Annotated in this window: 13 protein-coding genes and 1 tRNA gene; 9 read left to right on the top strand and 5 right to left on the bottom strand. The window is 66.4% G+C overall.

Annotated elements, in window-relative coordinates:
• The first annotated feature begins 70 nt into the window (after window positions 1-70).
• From RLQ26_07795 to rfaE1, 7 genes are all read left to right on the top strand, one after another.
• Window positions 71-1384: an O-antigen ligase family protein gene (locus tag RLQ26_07795; protein MEQ9088626.1), complete on the top strand. Its 1314-nt coding sequence runs from the start codon at window positions 71-73 to the stop codon at window positions 1382-1384.
• Window positions 1385-1392: 8 nt separating this feature from the next.
• Complete coding sequence (locus RLQ26_07790) at window positions 1393-2232, top strand: glycosyltransferase family 2 protein (GenBank protein ID MEQ9088625.1); 840 nt, start codon at window positions 1393-1395, stop codon at window positions 2230-2232.
• Window positions 2229-3344, top strand: a complete 1116-nt coding sequence (locus RLQ26_07785) for a glycosyltransferase family 4 protein (GenBank protein MEQ9088624.1) — start codon at window positions 2229-2231, stop codon at window positions 3342-3344. Before RLQ26_07790 ends, RLQ26_07785 begins: the two co-directional genes overlap by 4 nt.
• Window positions 3341-4528, top strand: coding sequence for a glycosyltransferase (locus RLQ26_07780; protein ID MEQ9088623.1), 1188 nt, complete (start codon window positions 3341-3343; stop codon window positions 4526-4528). Before RLQ26_07785 ends, RLQ26_07780 begins: the two co-directional genes overlap by 4 nt.
• Window positions 4525-5796, top strand: coding sequence for a WcaI family glycosyltransferase (locus RLQ26_07775; GenBank protein MEQ9088622.1), 1272 nt, complete (start codon window positions 4525-4527; stop codon window positions 5794-5796). The genes RLQ26_07780 and RLQ26_07775 overlap by 4 nt, the downstream gene beginning before the upstream one ends.
• Window positions 5797-5920: 124 nt before the next feature.
• Window positions 5921-6505, top strand: a complete 585-nt coding sequence (locus tag RLQ26_07770) for a D-sedoheptulose 7-phosphate isomerase (GenBank protein MEQ9088621.1) — start codon at window positions 5921-5923, stop codon at window positions 6503-6505.
• A gap of 10 nt (window positions 6506-6515) precedes the next feature.
• Entirely contained in the window at window positions 6516-7988 is a 1473-nt protein-coding gene (gene rfaE1, locus RLQ26_07765; protein MEQ9088620.1) for a D-glycero-beta-D-manno-heptose-7-phosphate kinase, read from the top strand.
• Between the two features lie 4 nt (window positions 7989-7992).
• Here the strand turns inward: rfaE1 and RLQ26_07760 are convergent, their stop codons facing one another.
• Complete coding sequence (locus RLQ26_07760) at window positions 7993-8409, bottom strand: VOC family protein (protein ID MEQ9088619.1); 417 nt, start codon at window positions 8407-8409, stop codon at window positions 7993-7995.
• A 161-nt stretch (window positions 8410-8570) separates the two neighbouring features.
• Here RLQ26_07760 and RLQ26_07755 point away from each other — a divergent pair, with 161 nt between their 5' ends.
• A complete protein-coding gene (locus tag RLQ26_07755) occupies window positions 8571-8792 on the top strand; it encodes a DUF3126 family protein (protein ID MEQ9088618.1) in 222 nt (73 codons plus the stop codon).
• Between the two features lie 10 nt (window positions 8793-8802).
• Entirely contained in the window at window positions 8803-9462 is a 660-nt protein-coding gene (locus RLQ26_07750) for a methyltransferase domain-containing protein (protein MEQ9088617.1), read from the top strand.
• 19 nt (window positions 9463-9481) lie between these two features.
• Here RLQ26_07750 and RLQ26_07745 read toward each other — a convergent pair whose 3' ends face one another.
• From RLQ26_07745 to RLQ26_07730, 4 genes are all read right to left on the bottom strand, one after another.
• Complete coding sequence (locus tag RLQ26_07745; protein MEQ9088616.1) at window positions 9482-12169, bottom strand: HAD-IC family P-type ATPase; 2688 nt, start codon at window positions 12167-12169, stop codon at window positions 9482-9484.
• A 248-nt stretch (window positions 12170-12417) separates the two neighbouring features.
• Entirely contained in the window at window positions 12418-13284 is an 867-nt protein-coding gene (locus RLQ26_07740) for a hypothetical protein (protein ID MEQ9088615.1), read from the bottom strand.
• 396 nt (window positions 13285-13680) lie between these two features.
• Window positions 13681-13757, bottom strand: a tRNA-Arg gene (locus RLQ26_07735).
• A gap of 80 nt (window positions 13758-13837) precedes the next feature.
• On the bottom strand, window positions 13838-14851 hold the full coding sequence (locus RLQ26_07730) for an alpha/beta hydrolase (GenBank protein MEQ9088614.1): 1014 nt from the start codon (window positions 14849-14851) through the stop codon (window positions 13838-13840).
• Between the last annotated feature and the right edge of the window lie 10 nt (window positions 14852-14861).

The following is a 14861-nucleotide window of genomic DNA, read 5'->3' as shown; positions in this document are numbered from 1 at the left end:
GTGCTAGTCTCGCGCGCGGCGACCGGCCGCCGCCCGGCCGCGGGGGTCGGGAAAGCAGGGGGAACCGTCCTTGGATACGAGACTGTCACGCATGTCCGGCGCGACCCGGTCCGATCCGGCCGGGGCGCCGGATGCGAACCGGCCGCGCCGGGACGGGCAGGAAATCGCCACCGAGGCCTTCCTCTTCCTGATTCCGGCCGTGCTCTTTCTCGAAATCAATCTTGTCGGCCGCCTGCTCTTCTCGGAAGTGCTGATGATCGCGGCCTTCCCGTTCCTCGTGCTGTTCCGGGGTCAGAAACTTGTGGAGCGCGGCCCGGCCATGGTGCTGTTGCTCGGCGTCATCTGGCTGATGTCCCAGATCGCGACCGATATCATCCGCGACACGCCGTTCGGCGATTACAGCCGCGGCTGGTCCAAGATCATCTTTCTGATGATCAATTTCGCCGTGCTCTACATCCTCATCGATAACCGGCCGCGGCGCATGTCCATCCTGGCCCTTGGCTTCGCGCTCGGCACATTCCTGATGGTTCAATTCAATCCCACGGACTACATGGTCGAAAAACCGTGGAAGTTCGGCCTCGGCTTCGCGTCGGTCATGGCGATCACCGTTTTCATCGAGCCCGCGTACCGGCGGGGGCACATGGCGATCCCGGTCCTGGCACTCTTCGCCATGTCGATGTTTTTGCTGTTCGAGGGCGCCCGCGCGCTGGGCGCGATCACACTGGCGACGGTCGCCTATATTTCCGTCCAGATGTTCCTGGCCCGCAACAGGGTTCGCCGTGTCAGTTTTTCACCGGGCCGCGCAGCGGTCATTCTGGCAGGTGGCGCGTTGGTCGCCATGCTGATGCAGGAGGTCTATTCCTATGCCGCCATGTCGGGCGCGCTCGGCGAAACCGCCCGGGAAAAATACTTCGACCAGGCCCGCGGCGAATACGGAATCCTGCTGGGCGGGCGGATGGAGATTTACGCCTCGTCGCACGCGATCATGGATTCACCCATCATCGGCCACGGGTCGTGGGCGAAGGACCGCAAATATGTCGCCATGCTGCTGGATTTGCGCCGCAAGGGCTACGAGGTCAGCGATACGGTGTTCTTTTCCGATCTTATCCCGAGCCATTCCCATTTCTTCGGCGCGTGGGTCGAGGCGGGCGTGCTGGGGGCGGTCTTCTGGGGCTGGAACGTCGTTCTGTGCCTGAGCGTGCTGACCAGTATGTTTCTCATCCGTCATCCCATCGTGCCGCTCATCGCCTTTATCGGGATCGCCTATGTGTGGGACGTGCTGTTCTCGCCCTTCGGAATGGAGCGGCGGCTGATCGTGGCGTTTTCCATCGTGTTCCTGCTCTTTGCCCGCGACCATCTGCTCAAGGGCCGGGTCACGGAGTGAGGTGCGCCATGAAAATATCGATCGTCACCATCTCCTATAATCAGGCGCCGTTCCTGGCCCGCGCCCTCAATTCGGTCGCGGAGCAGGATCACCCGGATATCGAGTATATCGTGGTGGACCCGGGCTCCACCGATGGCAGCCGCGAGATCATCCGGCAATACGCCGACCGCATCGCCGTCCTGATCGACGAGCCCGATGAGGGGCCGGCGGACGGTCTCAAGAAGGGATTCGCCCGCGTCACGGGTGATGTTTGCGGCTATATCAACGCCGATGACGCCCTCCTGCCCGGCGCCCTGGCCCGTGTGGCGGCGGAATTCGCCGCCCGCCCGGAAGTGGATGTCATCTCCGGTCATGGCTATGTCGTGGACGGGACCGGCAGGGTGCTGGCGCGCCGGCGGTCCGACCGCTTCCACCCCTGGCTTTACGCCTATGGCGGGGTGCTGCTGATGCAGCAATCCAGTTTCTTTCGCCGTCAAGCCTATGAACGCGTGGGCGGTTTCAACACGGCGAACCGGACGTGCTGGGATGCCGAATTGTTCGTTGACATGGCCTGTGCCGGCAGCCGGTTCCAGGTGATCGACGAATACTGGTCGCTTTTCACCCTGCATGAGGACTCGATTTCCGGCAGCGGCCGGCTCACGGAGAAATATCTGGCCGACCTGCGCCCGCTGCAGGCGCGCCTATTGGGTCATGCGCCGGGGCCGTTTGAACCCGCCTGCCGGCTGGCCGCCCGGCTCGCCAAATGGGCGCGCGACCCGGCCGGTCTCGCGACGCGCGTGCACGATCATCTGTTGAGTCCGCCCCGCCCGGACCTGCCGGACCTCGAGCCCGCAGGGCGTCAGCCATGAGGCTGGCGGTCCTCTGGAGCGAGCTGTCGGGCTATCTCGATGCCTGTTTTCGCGCGGCGATGGACGGGCCGGGAGAGGACAGCGGCGGCCGCGGGACAAACGATCTGTACGTCGCTTACCAAAAGCCCGGCGCGCAGTCGCCTTTCGATTCTGACTTGTTCGACTGGTTTCCTCACGCCTATGCGCATGACGGCATCGTGGATGATGATCGCCTGTGGCGGGAGCTCGAGGATTTCGCGCCCGAGGTGGTGCTCGTGAGTTCGTGGAACCACGCCGGCTATTTGAAGATGATGCGCCGGCTGCCAAAAGACACGATCCGCGTTCTCTGCATGGATAATCCCTGGCTGGGCACGCCTCGCCAGTATCTGGGCGTGCTGAGTGCACCGTTTTTTCTGGCCCCGCGCTTCGATGCCGCCTTCGTTGCGGGCGAGCGCCAGGCGCAGTTCGCCCGCCGCCTCGGCTTCGCCGAAGACAGGGTGTGGCAGGGCGTGCTTACCTGCGATCACGGGCCGTTCGACGCTGTCTGCCGGGCACGCGGCGGAAAACTCGCGGACAGTTTTTGTTATGTCGGTCGCCTGTCATCTGAAAAAGGCGTCGACCTGCTGGTCGAGGCTTATCGGCGGTATCGGGCGGGCGCGGCCCGTCCCTGGCCGCTCAGCGTCTATGGAGCGGGGCCGCTCGAGCACCTGTTGCGGGGCGAGGACGGGATCAGCCTCAAGGGCTTCACCCAGCCGGGAGATCTTCCCCGTGCGCTCGCCGAGCACGATTGCCTTCTCGTGCCGAGCCATTACGAGGCCTGGGGAATCGCCATTCACGAGGCGGCTGCCGCCGGGCTTTCCATTCTTTCCACCGCGGCAGCGGGCGCGACGGTCCATCTCGTGCGCGACGGGTTCAACGGCTGGGTCGTACCCACGGGTGATGTGGCCGCGCTGGCCGATGCGATGGGGTGGTATGCGGGCCTGCCGGCGGCGCGCCGGCGCCGGATGGGCGAAAACGCGAACCGGTTGTCCGGCCAGTTCACGCCCCGTCTCTGGGCCGAAAATCTCTTCACCCATGTTGCGCGCCTCAGGGCGAGGGCAGGGACAGGGACGGGGACGGGGACGGGGACATGAAAATCCTGCATGTCATCGCCAGCCTCGCCCCGCGCGATGGCGGCCCGCCCGTGGCCTGTCGCGACATGGCGCGCGCCGCCGCCCGCGCCGGGCATGCGGTGACCATTTACACCACCGATTGGGACGGCCCCGGCCGGCTTGACGTGACGCCCGAAACGCCGCGGGAAGAGGACGGAGTCCGGGTGGTTTATTTTCCCGTGGGCTTTCCCCGCATCCTCAAGACATCGCCCCGCCTGGCACGCCGGCTCTGGCGTGACTTCCATGAATTCGATGTCGTCCACGTGCATGGCCTCTATCTCTTTCACGACTGGGTCGTTGCCCGGTGTCTTGCCGCGACGACGCCGGCCACGCGAGCGACGGTGCTTGTGCACACCCATGGCGGGCTGCTGCCCAGCGTGCGCCGGCGTCACGGCTGGCTGAAGGGGCTGATGAACCTCCTTTTCCAGAACCGGCTCCTGCGCGGGAGCCGGGGGGTGGTCTTTACCAGCTCCCGCGAGGAACGGCTGTCCCTGCCGCATCTGCCGCCGACGCGGCACTGGATCCTGCCGCTCGGGATCGACGTGGCGCGGTTTCGCAACCTGCCGGCCGGATCGTTCCGGCAGCACCGGCCCAAACTCGCGGGCCGGCACCTCGTCCTGTTTTTGGGCCGGCTGCATTTCGTCAAGGGGCTCGACCTGCTGTGCCAGGCCATGGCCCGGGTGCGCGAAGTTCACGAGGACGCGCACCTCGTTCTGGCAGGGGGCGATGACACGGGTTTCGGCGCGACCCTTCGCAGGCTGATCGATGAGAACGGCCTCGCCAGTCGCGTCACCCTGACGGGGCCGCTTGACCGGGACGAGGCCGACGCCGCGCTGGCCGACGCCGCGCTCCTGGTCCTGCCGTCCTATGGCGAGAATTTCGGACTTGCGGTGGTCGAGGCGATGGCCGCGGGGCGCCCGGTGGTCGTCTCGGATCAGGTGGGCATCGCGGACGAGGTGGGCGCGGCCGGGGCGGGGCTCGTGGTTGCACTTGAAACCGCGCCCCTGGCCGAGGCCATATGCACGATCCTTGCGGACCCGGTCGGCGCGGCCGCCATGGGGGAAAAGGGGCGGGCTCTGGCCGCGAAGCGATTTTCGCTCGAGGCTTTGACGGCGGGGCTGGAAGATTTCTACAGGGCCCTGTCCACGGAGGAGGCCGGCCGGTGAAAATTCTTCTCTACGGAATCAACTACGCACCGGAACTCATCGGGGTCGGCAAGTATTCGGGGGAAATGGGTGCCTGGCTGGCCGGGCGCGGGCATGAGGTGCGCGTCGTGACGGCGCCACCCTATTATCCCGCCTGGACGGTGATGGCGCCCTATCGCGCGACGCGCTGGCAGCGCGAGACGGTCGCGAATGTTCGGGTCCAGCGCTGCCCGCTCTGGGTGCCCCGCTTTCGCTCGGGCGCGGCCCGCACCGTGCATCTCGCGAGCTTCGCCCTGTCGAGTGCGCCGCCCGCCTGGTGGCAGGCCGTGATCTGGCGCCCCGATGTGGTGATCAGCGTCGCCCCCACCCTGGCTTCCGCGCCGGCGGCCCGCCTGGCCGCAGCGCTGGCCGGCGCGCGGTCGTGGCTGCACGTTCAGGATTTCGAGCTGGACGCCGCCTATGGCCTGGGCCTTCTCAAGACAGATACCGGCTTGCGCAAGCGCGTCGGCCAGTTTCTCGAGCGTCATATTCTCGGGGCCTTCGATCGCGTCTCGACCATTTCGCCCCGCATGCGTGAGCGGCTGCTGCAAAAAGGCGTGGCACCCGAAAGGACCGTCCTGTTTCCCAACTGGGTCGACACGTCCGAGATTTTCCCGATGGCCGCGCCCGGTGCGCTGCGGGCCGAGCTGGACCTGCCCGAGGACGCGATAGTGGCACTTTACGCGGGCAATCTCGGCGAAAAGCAGGGCATCGAGGTATTGCTCGATGTGGCGGCGCGATTGCGTCAGGGCGATCCTGAAGAACGGCGCGTGGTCCTGGTGCTCTCGGGCGAGGGGTCCGTGAAAAAGGACATCGCGCGGATCGCCCGGCAGATCAGCAATGTCCGCCTGCTGCCCCTGCAACCGGCGGACCGGCTGAATGTGCTCCTCAATCTCGCCGATATTCACCTTTTGCCGCAACGCGCCGACGCGGCCGATCTGGTAATGCCGTCCAAGTTGGGCGGCATGCTCGCCAGCGGGCGGCCCGTGATCGCTGCCGCTGCGCGGGGCACACAGATCGCCGAGGAGGTGGCCGGCTGCGGCAGTGTCGTCGCGCCGCAGGACGGGGCCGCGATGGCCGCTGCCCTGTCGCGCCTCGCCCGGCTGCCGGACGAGCGCCGGCGACTTGGCCAGGCCGCACGGGAAAGGGCGCAGGCCGGCTGGGACAAGGCGCGGCTACTCGAGAATTTCGAGCGCGATCTTCGCATCCTGGTCGACGGCGAAGCCGCCCCCGAAAAGGCTGCGCTTTAGGGCCCCGGCCTTGTGTTCAGAGGGGCGCTCGGCTATGCCCGGTCCGGGCTTGTTGTCGCGCCGGCCGGGCAATGGCGATAACATGACAGGCCGGCCACGGAAGTCCGGCACCGGAAAGGCGATCATGGAACTGGACAGGTTTTTCGAGAACGAGCTGGCGGAGCATCTGGCCACGGCCGAACGCACCAGGGCAGAGCTCGGCGCGCCGTTCGCCGATCTTGTCGCCGCCGCTGTCCGGACGATCCGGCACGATGGCAAAATCCTCTTCTTCGGCAATGGCGGCAGCGCGGCTGACGCGCAGCACCTCGCCACGGAACTCACGATCCGTTACTCGACCAACCGCGCGCCCATCGCGGCTCTAGCGCTGACCACGGACACATCCGCACTCACGGCGGCGGCCAACGATTTTGCCTTCGAGGAAATCTTCAGCCGCCAGGTCGAGGCGCTGGGCCGACCGGGTGACCTCGCCATCGGCATCAGCACTTCCGGCAAGAGCGCCAATGTCATTCGCGGCCTCGAGGCGGCGCGCGACCGGGGCCTTGGCGCAGCCGCGCTGAGCGGCAAGGACGGGGGCGATCTGCCGGGCCTGGCCGATCCGCTCCTGATCGTGCCGTCTCGGGTGACCGCGCGTATTCAGGAAATGCACATCATGCTGGGACAAATGCTGTGTGGCGCGCTCGAAATCGAGCTCGGCCTCGTCAGGGAATAGCGGGGACAGGATGACCGATCAGTCTGATCTTGCCGCAGCGCTGGCGGGGTTTCGCGATATCGAGGTGCTCTGCCTGGGCGATGTGATGCTGGATCGCTTCGTCTATGGCGAGGCGGAGCGCATTTCGCCGGAAGCCCCCATTCCGGTTGTCCGGATCACGCGCGAGGCCGCGATGCCGGGCGGGGCGGGCAATGTGGCGGCCAATCTTTCATCTCTGGGCGCACGGGTCACGCTCGCGGGGGTAATCGGCGCGGATCCGGCCGGTGAGGAGCTCTTGGCGCGTATCGGCGCGCTCGCGGGGGTCCGTCCGGCCCTTCTCTCGCTGGCCCACCGGGCGACCACGATCAAGACGCGCTATTTCGCGGGCAGCCAGCAGATGCTGCGCGCCGATCGGGAGGAGACCGGCGCTCTGGACAGCGAAAGCGCCGACCGGCTACGCGCCGATATCCGCACCCAGCTCGGGCGCGCGGATGCCGTGATCCTGTCCGATTACGGCAAGGGCGTGCTGGCGGACGGGATGGCGGTCGACGTCATCGGGATGGCACGCCAGGCCGGCACACCCGTGATCGTCGATCCCAAGGGCGACGATTATGCCCGCTATCGCGGCGCCAGCCTGGTCACGCCCAATCTCCGGGAACTCGCGGCCGCCAGCGGGCAACCGCCCTCGACCCTCGGCGAGACCGGGGCGCTGGTCGCGGCCGCCGGGGAGCTTTGTCGGGCGCACGATCTGGGCGCCGTTCTGGTCACGCGCAGCGCCGACGGCATGACCCTCGTCACCCACTCGGGCGAGGTCCTGCACCGGCCGGCCGAAGCGCGGGAAGTGTTCGATGTCTCGGGCGCGGGCGATACCGTGGCGGCGGTGATGGGCGCGGCGCTGGCCCGGCGCATGACGCCCGGCGATGCCATGGCACTTGCCAATCTCGCAGCGGGGATCGTGGTGGGCCGGCGCGGCACCGCCTCGGTCGCGCATGACGAACTGGTGGCCGCGCTGCATGCGGCCACGCTGATGACGGGGGCGGGAAAGATTGTCTCGATCGAGGAGGCCGCCCGCCGGGTGGCGGCCTGGCGGCAGGAAGGTCTGTCGGTGGGCTTCACCAATGGCTGCTTCGATCTGCTGCATCCGGGCCACGTCTCGCTTCTGGCCCAGGCGCGGGGCGCGTGCGACCGTCTGGTGGTGGGGCTGAACAGCGATGCCTCTGTCACCCGGCTCAAGGGCCGGGGCCGGCCGGTCCAGTCCGAAGCGGCGCGCGCCGCCGTTCTCGCCTCTCTCGCCAATGTGGATCTCGTTGTGATTTTCGGCGCCGATACGCCGATCGAGCTGATCGCCACGCTGAAGCCCGACGTGCTGGTCAAGGGCGCCGATTACAGCCGGGCCGAGGTGGTCGGCGCCGACATCGTCGAATCCTATGGCGGCCGCGTGTTTCTCGCCCGGCTCGAGGACGGGTTCAGCACCACCGCCACCATCGCCCGGATGGCGGAATAACGCCTCAGGCTTTCGCCGACAGCTTCAGCTCGATCGTGTTGCCGTCGGGATCCTTCACGTACACGCTCGGCCCGAACCCGTCCGCCCCGTAGCGTACCGCCACCCCGCTCGTGCTGACGCCGTGACGCGCGAGATGGCTCAGCAACGTGCCCGCATCGCGGCTTGCGGTCGTCAGGCAGAGATGGGCCATGTTCTGTCCCGAGCCATCGGGCGCGGGCGGTGCGCCGCCCGCCTTGCCCAGGGGTGAGGCGATCGGGACCAGATCGATCAGCGCCGTTCCCGCGCGAAGCTGGATCAGGCCGACCTCCTCAAGCCGGCGCTCCTCCGTCAGGCCCAGCACCCCGATATAAAAGGCGCACGCGCGATCGGTGTCGCGGACGCGCAGTACGACGTGGTCAATTCCCGTGATTTCGATGGCCATGGGGATTTCGTCCGGATCTGAACCAGCAATAGCCCAGGAATAGCAAAGTGCCGGCCCGCTGTCGCCCCGGCCAAGAGGCTTTGCAGTCCCCGCGCCCATCCGCTAGGGTCGCGGGGCGCGGTCGCAAGACCCGAAAAATTGCTACAAGAAGGGAGAAGAGCGTGGAGGCGAGTGAAGCGGCGGCGGTGCAGGCCTATCTCCGGCAAAAATTCGGCACGGCCAACCTGCGGGTGATGCCTCGCGCCAAGGATCCCTCGGCCGAAGTGCTGATCGGCGACGAGTTTATCGGTGTGGTGTTCCGCGATGATGAGGATGGTGATGTTTCCTACGATTTTCACCTGACCATTCTCCAGATGGACCTGCCCGACCCCCGGTACAGCTGAGGCGCGGCGCTTGTCCGCCAGGGTCGGAACGCCGCCCCCCGCCCCCGATCCGGCGCTCGCGGGCTACGCCTATGCCCATGGCGATGCGACGGCGGCCCACGCCTATCTCCTGCCCACGCTGCTGCACCTGCTGGAAGATACCGGCAGCCGCCACCTGTTCGAGATCGGCTGCGGCAATGGCTGGGTCGCGAACGAACTGACGCGGCGCGGTTTCGAGGTGCGGGGTATCGACCCCTCGGCCGAGGGCATCGCCTTCGCGCAGGCGAATTTTCCCCAACTCGATCTCGCCCAGGCCTCGGCCTATGACGATCTGGCGGCTCATTACGGCCGTTTCCCCGTGGTCTACAGTCTCGAGGTCGTGGAGCATCTTTTCGACCCGCGGCAATTCATGCGCCGGGCGCGGGATCTCCTGGCGCCGGGCGGGCGGCTGATCCTCTCGACACCGTTTCACGGCTACTGGAAGAACCTCGCCCTTGCCCTCTCGGGACGCATGGATCGCCACTGGGACCCGCTCTGGGACGGCGGCCATATCAAGTTCTGGTCGGAAGCCTCGCTCGGCCGGCTGATCAGCGAGGCCGGGTTCGAGGACATCCGGTTCTACCGGGTGGGGCGCGTTCCCGTGCTCGCGAAATCCCTTTTCGCCACCGCCCGGCGCCGACGCGGCAATTGAGGCGTCCGACCGCCGCGGTCTACCAGCGCAGCCATTTGAGGACGAAGCGATTCTCGCGCCGGACGAAGACACGGCGCAATTCGTCACCCAGCAGGATGAGGAGGGCGAAGGGGATCGAGAGCGCAAGATGCCAGGCGGCGAGCGGCGCCGTCCCGAAGAAGGTGTTGCAGGCCGGAATATAGGAGATCGCCGCCAGCAGGGCGAGTTCCGTCGCAATGCCGAGAAGCACCAGCCGGTTCGAGAAGACACCCACGGTGAAGAGGCTCTGCGTCCGGGTGCGGCAGATGATCACGTCGGCCACCTGGCAGATGATGATGGAGGCGAAGAAGCCCGTGATCGCTGTGCGGTAGAGCGGGTCGTCATAGGCCAGTGTCTCGCCCCACGACCAGCCCCCATCATAGAGAATCACGAAATAGGTGAAGAATCCGGCTGCCGCCTGCAGCACGCCCACGATTCCGTAGCTCATCAGCAGCAGGTTGCGACTCAACAGGCGCTCGCCCCGGGGCCTGGGCCGGCGGTGCATGACATCGGTCTCCGGCCGTTCGGCGCCAAGACCCAGCGCGGGGACGATATCGGTGCCAAGATCGATCGCCAGAATCAGGATCACCGTCAGTGGCAACGGGATATCGAGCAGTACATAGGCGATGAAGGGCAGAATTTCCGGCACGTTGGAGGTGAGGATATAGGCGACGAACTTCTTGATGTTGTCGAAGATGGTCCGCCCTTCCTCGACCGCGCTGACGATGGTGGCGAAGTTGTCATCCATCAGCACCATGTTGGAGGCTTCTTTCGCCACCTCGGTCCCACCGACACCCATCGCGACCCCCATATCGGCATTCTTGAGGGCGGGGGCATCATTGACGCCATCGCCCGTCACGGTGACGATGTCGCCATTCGCCTGAAGCGCTTGGACGACGCGCAGCTTCTGCGCGGGCGCGATCCGCGCGAACAGGATTTCAGGCTCGTCGGCGAGAAGCCGGCGCAAATCGTTCTCCCCCATGACGGCCAGCTCGTCGCCCTGCACCACCCGGCCATGTCCTGTGATCATTCCGATCTGGCGGGCGATGGTTTTCGCGGTCAGGCCAAAATCGCCGGTCAACATGATGACCCGCACACCGGCGGACCGGCAGCGCGCGAGCGCTTCCGGCACCTCGGGCCGTGGCGGATCGATCATTCCGGTGAGGCCGAGGAAGACGTAGCCCCCTTCGGGCACCCCGTCGCGCGAGGCGGCCCTCGCCGCGAAGGCGAGGCCGCGCTCGCCGCGTCCGGCCAATTTGCGATAGGCATCGATGACTTCCGCCCGGCGCTCGGCCGAGAGGGCGAGGATATCGCCGTTCAGCGCGATCCGGTCGCACATATCGAGCACCACTTCGGGAGCGCCCTTGAGATAGGCGCGCGGGCCCTCGCCTGCGCCCGTGTCGGTCACGGTGATCATGCGTTTGGTATTGGAGTTGAACGGCTGCTCGGCGATCTGTGTGACCTGGCGCAGGGCGGCAACATCGACATGGCGGCGCGCGAACATCAGCAGCGCCCCCTCGGTCGCGTCGCCGGCAAATCCGCCATCGCTCAGATAGGCGTTGTTGCAGACGCACATCACCTTCATCAACTCTTCGAAAACCGGCTCGCCGGCGACCCGGCCATCGTCGGCCGCGAATTCATGCCCGCCGATCAGGACAGTATTCACCCCCAGCCGGTTCTGGGTCAGGGTGCCGGTCTTGTCGGTGCAGATGACGGTGGTGGAGCCCAGTGTCTCGACGCTTTCGAGATTCTTGATGAGCGCGTTTTTCTGCGCCATGCGCCGGCTTGCCATGGTGAGGCTGAGAGTCACCGTCGGCAGCAACCCTTCCGGCACGTTGGCGACGATGATGCCGATCGCGAAGATGAGGCTGCCGAGAACGCCATTGCCGATCAGCACCGAGATCGCGAAGAAGGAAACGCCGAGGAAGACGGCGATGATGCTGATCACCTTGATGAAGTATTTGAGCTCCTTGTGGATCGGCGTTTCGACCGCCGCGGTCTCCTCGGTCAGCGTCACGATGCGGCCGATCTCCGTGCGCATGCCGGTTTCGCACACGACCGCCACCCCTTCGCCGCTTTGCACCAGGCTGCCCGAAAACACCATGTTGGGGCTTTCCAGCAGGTTTTGGTGAAACGCGCCGGAATCCCGGGGCTGCGGTTCGCTCTCGCCGGTCAGGCTCGAGTTGTCGACCTTGAGCTCCCTGGCCTCGATCAACCGGGCGTCCGCCGGCACGCGGTCGCCCTCGTTCAGGACGATGACATCGCCGGGCACGAGATCGTCGGCCGGGATTTCGAGGGGCCGCCCGTCGCGCCGGGCGGTGATCATGGCGGGCAGCATGTTGCGGAAGCTGTCCATGATCTTTTCGCTCTGGTGCTCCTGGAAATAGGTGAAGGCGGCGTTGAGCACGACGACGGCGAGAAGGGCGATGGCGATATAGAGGTTGCCCTGGTCGGGATCGAGCTCCTCGGCCGTCATCGCGAGCGCACCGCCGACGATCAGCAGCAGGGCGAAGAAATTCTTGAACTGGCGGAGAAACTTGATGAATTCGGGCGCGCGCCGGCGTGCCTCGAGCCGGTTGGGGCCGGCCTGCCCGCGCCGGCGGGCCGCCTCGGCGGTGCTGAGCCCGGCAGGTGTGGTCGCGAGGCGCTCGTGCGCGCTCTCGAGCGGTCCGGTATGATGCTCGCGCATTCCCCTGCCCCCTGCCCCCTGCGGCTTTTGCCGCGCGTTTTCCCCCTCTGGACCGTTTCCGGGCCACGGAACTGTCATATCCGCTGGCAGATGTCAGGGTTATGACGCGGGCTGCGATACGGGCTCGGGGCGGGAGCGGCACCGCGGCGCGCCGGAGAAGATGAAACCGGGAAGCATTATGTTATAAGGCTGATCTTCCGCACTGAAACCTACCAGAGCGTCTTGCCCTGCGCGTCCACGGTTCCAGTTTAGACTGCGGCTTTGGCGAGCGCGCTCGCGAGATGGCGCCGAATGAGCGCCACTTCCGACGCGTCCAAATGCGGCACCCCCCACATGATCTGCCAAATCTCTTCGGATCGCCGTGCGCCGATACGGCCATGCGCGCATCGCACATTGTCGAAGAGCAGTGCGTTGCCCGGTTCGAGCGTGAGTCGTTCCTCGATCTCCTCTATGCGGAACCCATGCCTGCGCCACCACTCGATCTCCGCGGACGCTTCGCGCTGTCCGTCCGGCGACGCCGGACCATCCTTGAACCATTCCCACGTGCCCTTGTCGTGGAACGAGAGAAGCTCGTGGCTCTCCAGCATCCCATCCACCACTCTCGCAAAGCATCCGAGCCGTCCTGTTACGTAGGGTTCCGGTTCCGTCCATCCGTCCCCGAACCGATCGGCATAGTCGCGCAGCCGCTCGTCGCGGACGCGCTCGGAGTGGAAACGCCTTTGACGCAGGAGCTGGTCTGTCTCGACGATTCGGGTCTGCGCGCGACCGGGCTCCCCGTCCGCCGGAAAGTACAGCATGGTAAAGAGATAGCCCGACTGCTCGCTGCGCTCGGCCAGCGGCAGACCCATGTCGAAATGCAGCGCTTGGAACGTCTCCTGGATGTCAGGTTCGCGACAGGGCAGTCTATCGCATTTTGCGAGTTCGAGGCGCGGCAATGCAGCCCCCAACGGACCGTAGCTTGACGGCGTCAACGAGCTCAGTATGGAGCCAGCCCACGCAAGCGCGGCGTCAAGGTCGTGGAGTCCTCGCCGCAGCGTCCAGCCGCGATAATGGAAATCTTCCGGAACGTCGGTGCCGCAATTTCCACTGTGAATGGGTGCGCGAGTTCCGAACATGGATCTCTGCGCATTTATGTCTGCCGGCAGCATTCCTCTTTCCTCTTTCCGTGGCCGTGACGCATCGGGATCCGTCAGCGGCGGTCATCCGAAATGTAGCACAATGGAGATCTGAGGCTCGGACTCTCATATAATCTTAGTGCTATTCTCGTGCGACCCGCCATCTGCGAAACGGCTTGCGCCAGCACGCCGCAGCCCCCCACGATGCGATCTCGCCGCCGACACTTCGACGACCATCCGCTGGGGCAAGTGAGATTCGAACAAGGGGCACGGCGCGACGAGTCGTCGACACTGCTTGAGCACGCCGCGATGACCCGGCTGCTTGCGCGAGTTTCCAACGTAAGCGTCAAGCCAGCGAAAGGGCGCTCATCTAGAGCACTGATTTTTTTGGAGAAATGGCGCACCCGAGAGGATTCGAACCTCTGACCTCTGCCTTCGGAGGGCAGCGCTCTATCCAGCTGAGCTACGGGTGCCGGGTCCCGCGCGGGCGGGAATGGCCGGCACCATACTCAAATCGGCGGGGGCGCGCAAATGGGCTGATGGCCGGCCGTCCTCACTCGCGCCGGGCCATCTCGGCACCCGAGGGCAACTCGCCGCCGGGGTCGAGGACAAAAGCGGCCACGTCCTGGCGCACGGTTTCGGCCGCGAGATCGCGCATCAGCATGTGCCAGCCGGTCTCGTAGACGGCCACGCGCAGATGGCCGTTGCCGGCCAGGCGCGCGTGCAGGGCCTCGAACGACTGGCGCGGAATGATCTCGTCCCGCTCGCCGTAAAGCAGCAGTGTGGGCAGGGAAAGCGCGCCGGCCGACTCGAGCGCCCGGCCCATCAGGTTGACGGCGCCATAAACCGCATCCACGCGCGTTTCCTTGATGAACAGCGGGTCGCGGCCGAGCGCGCGCAACATCTCGAGATTGTCGCTCGCCTGCCGGCCAAGGCGCCGGCCCGTGAGCTTGAGCCCGGGAAAGGTATGGGCACCGAGCCACAGGCTCGCGCGGTAAAAGACATTCATCGAATCGCCGCCCCAGGTGGCGGGCGCCACCAAAATCAGCCCCGCCACGCGCGGGCCTTGGCGGACGACCGTCTCGATGGCGACGGCCGCGCCCAGGCTGTGGCCGAGAAGGTAGACGGGAGCCTCGGGGTGACGACGGCGAAGGGAGGTGATGAGGTCGGCCGCGTCGCGCGTCAGCGTCGCCGCGCCCGGCCAGATGCCGGGCTGTGGCGCCTCGCCGAACCCGCGCTGGTCGATCGCGTAGGTGAGGATGCCCCGCGCCGCCCAGTCCCGCGCCGCGGCCTCGAAGGCATGGCCGTAATCGTTGAAGCCGTGAAGCGCGGCGATCACCGCCCGGGGTCGGGTGTCACCGCCCGCCGCCTCGCCCTCACCCCAGACCCGTAGGGGCAGGATCGCGCCGTCGCCGGCCTCGAAGAAGGTGCCCGTGCCGGCGCCGTCGGGCGCCGGCACGACCCGCGCGGTCCCCTCGAACGGGCCTGCCGGCTGCACGACGGGCATGCAGGCCGCCAGGAGCCCCGCCAGGGCCAATGCCAGCAAGGTCAGGCTGTGTCGCATCATCTCGATCCGG

It is taken from the genome of Alphaproteobacteria bacterium, assembly GCA_040220875.1.
Taxonomy (GTDB): domain Bacteria; phylum Pseudomonadota; class Alphaproteobacteria; order JAVJVX01; family JAVJVX01; genus JAVJVX01.
The sequence above is the reverse complement of the archived record's forward strand: the minus strand, read 5'-3'. Positions and strand labels throughout refer to the sequence as shown.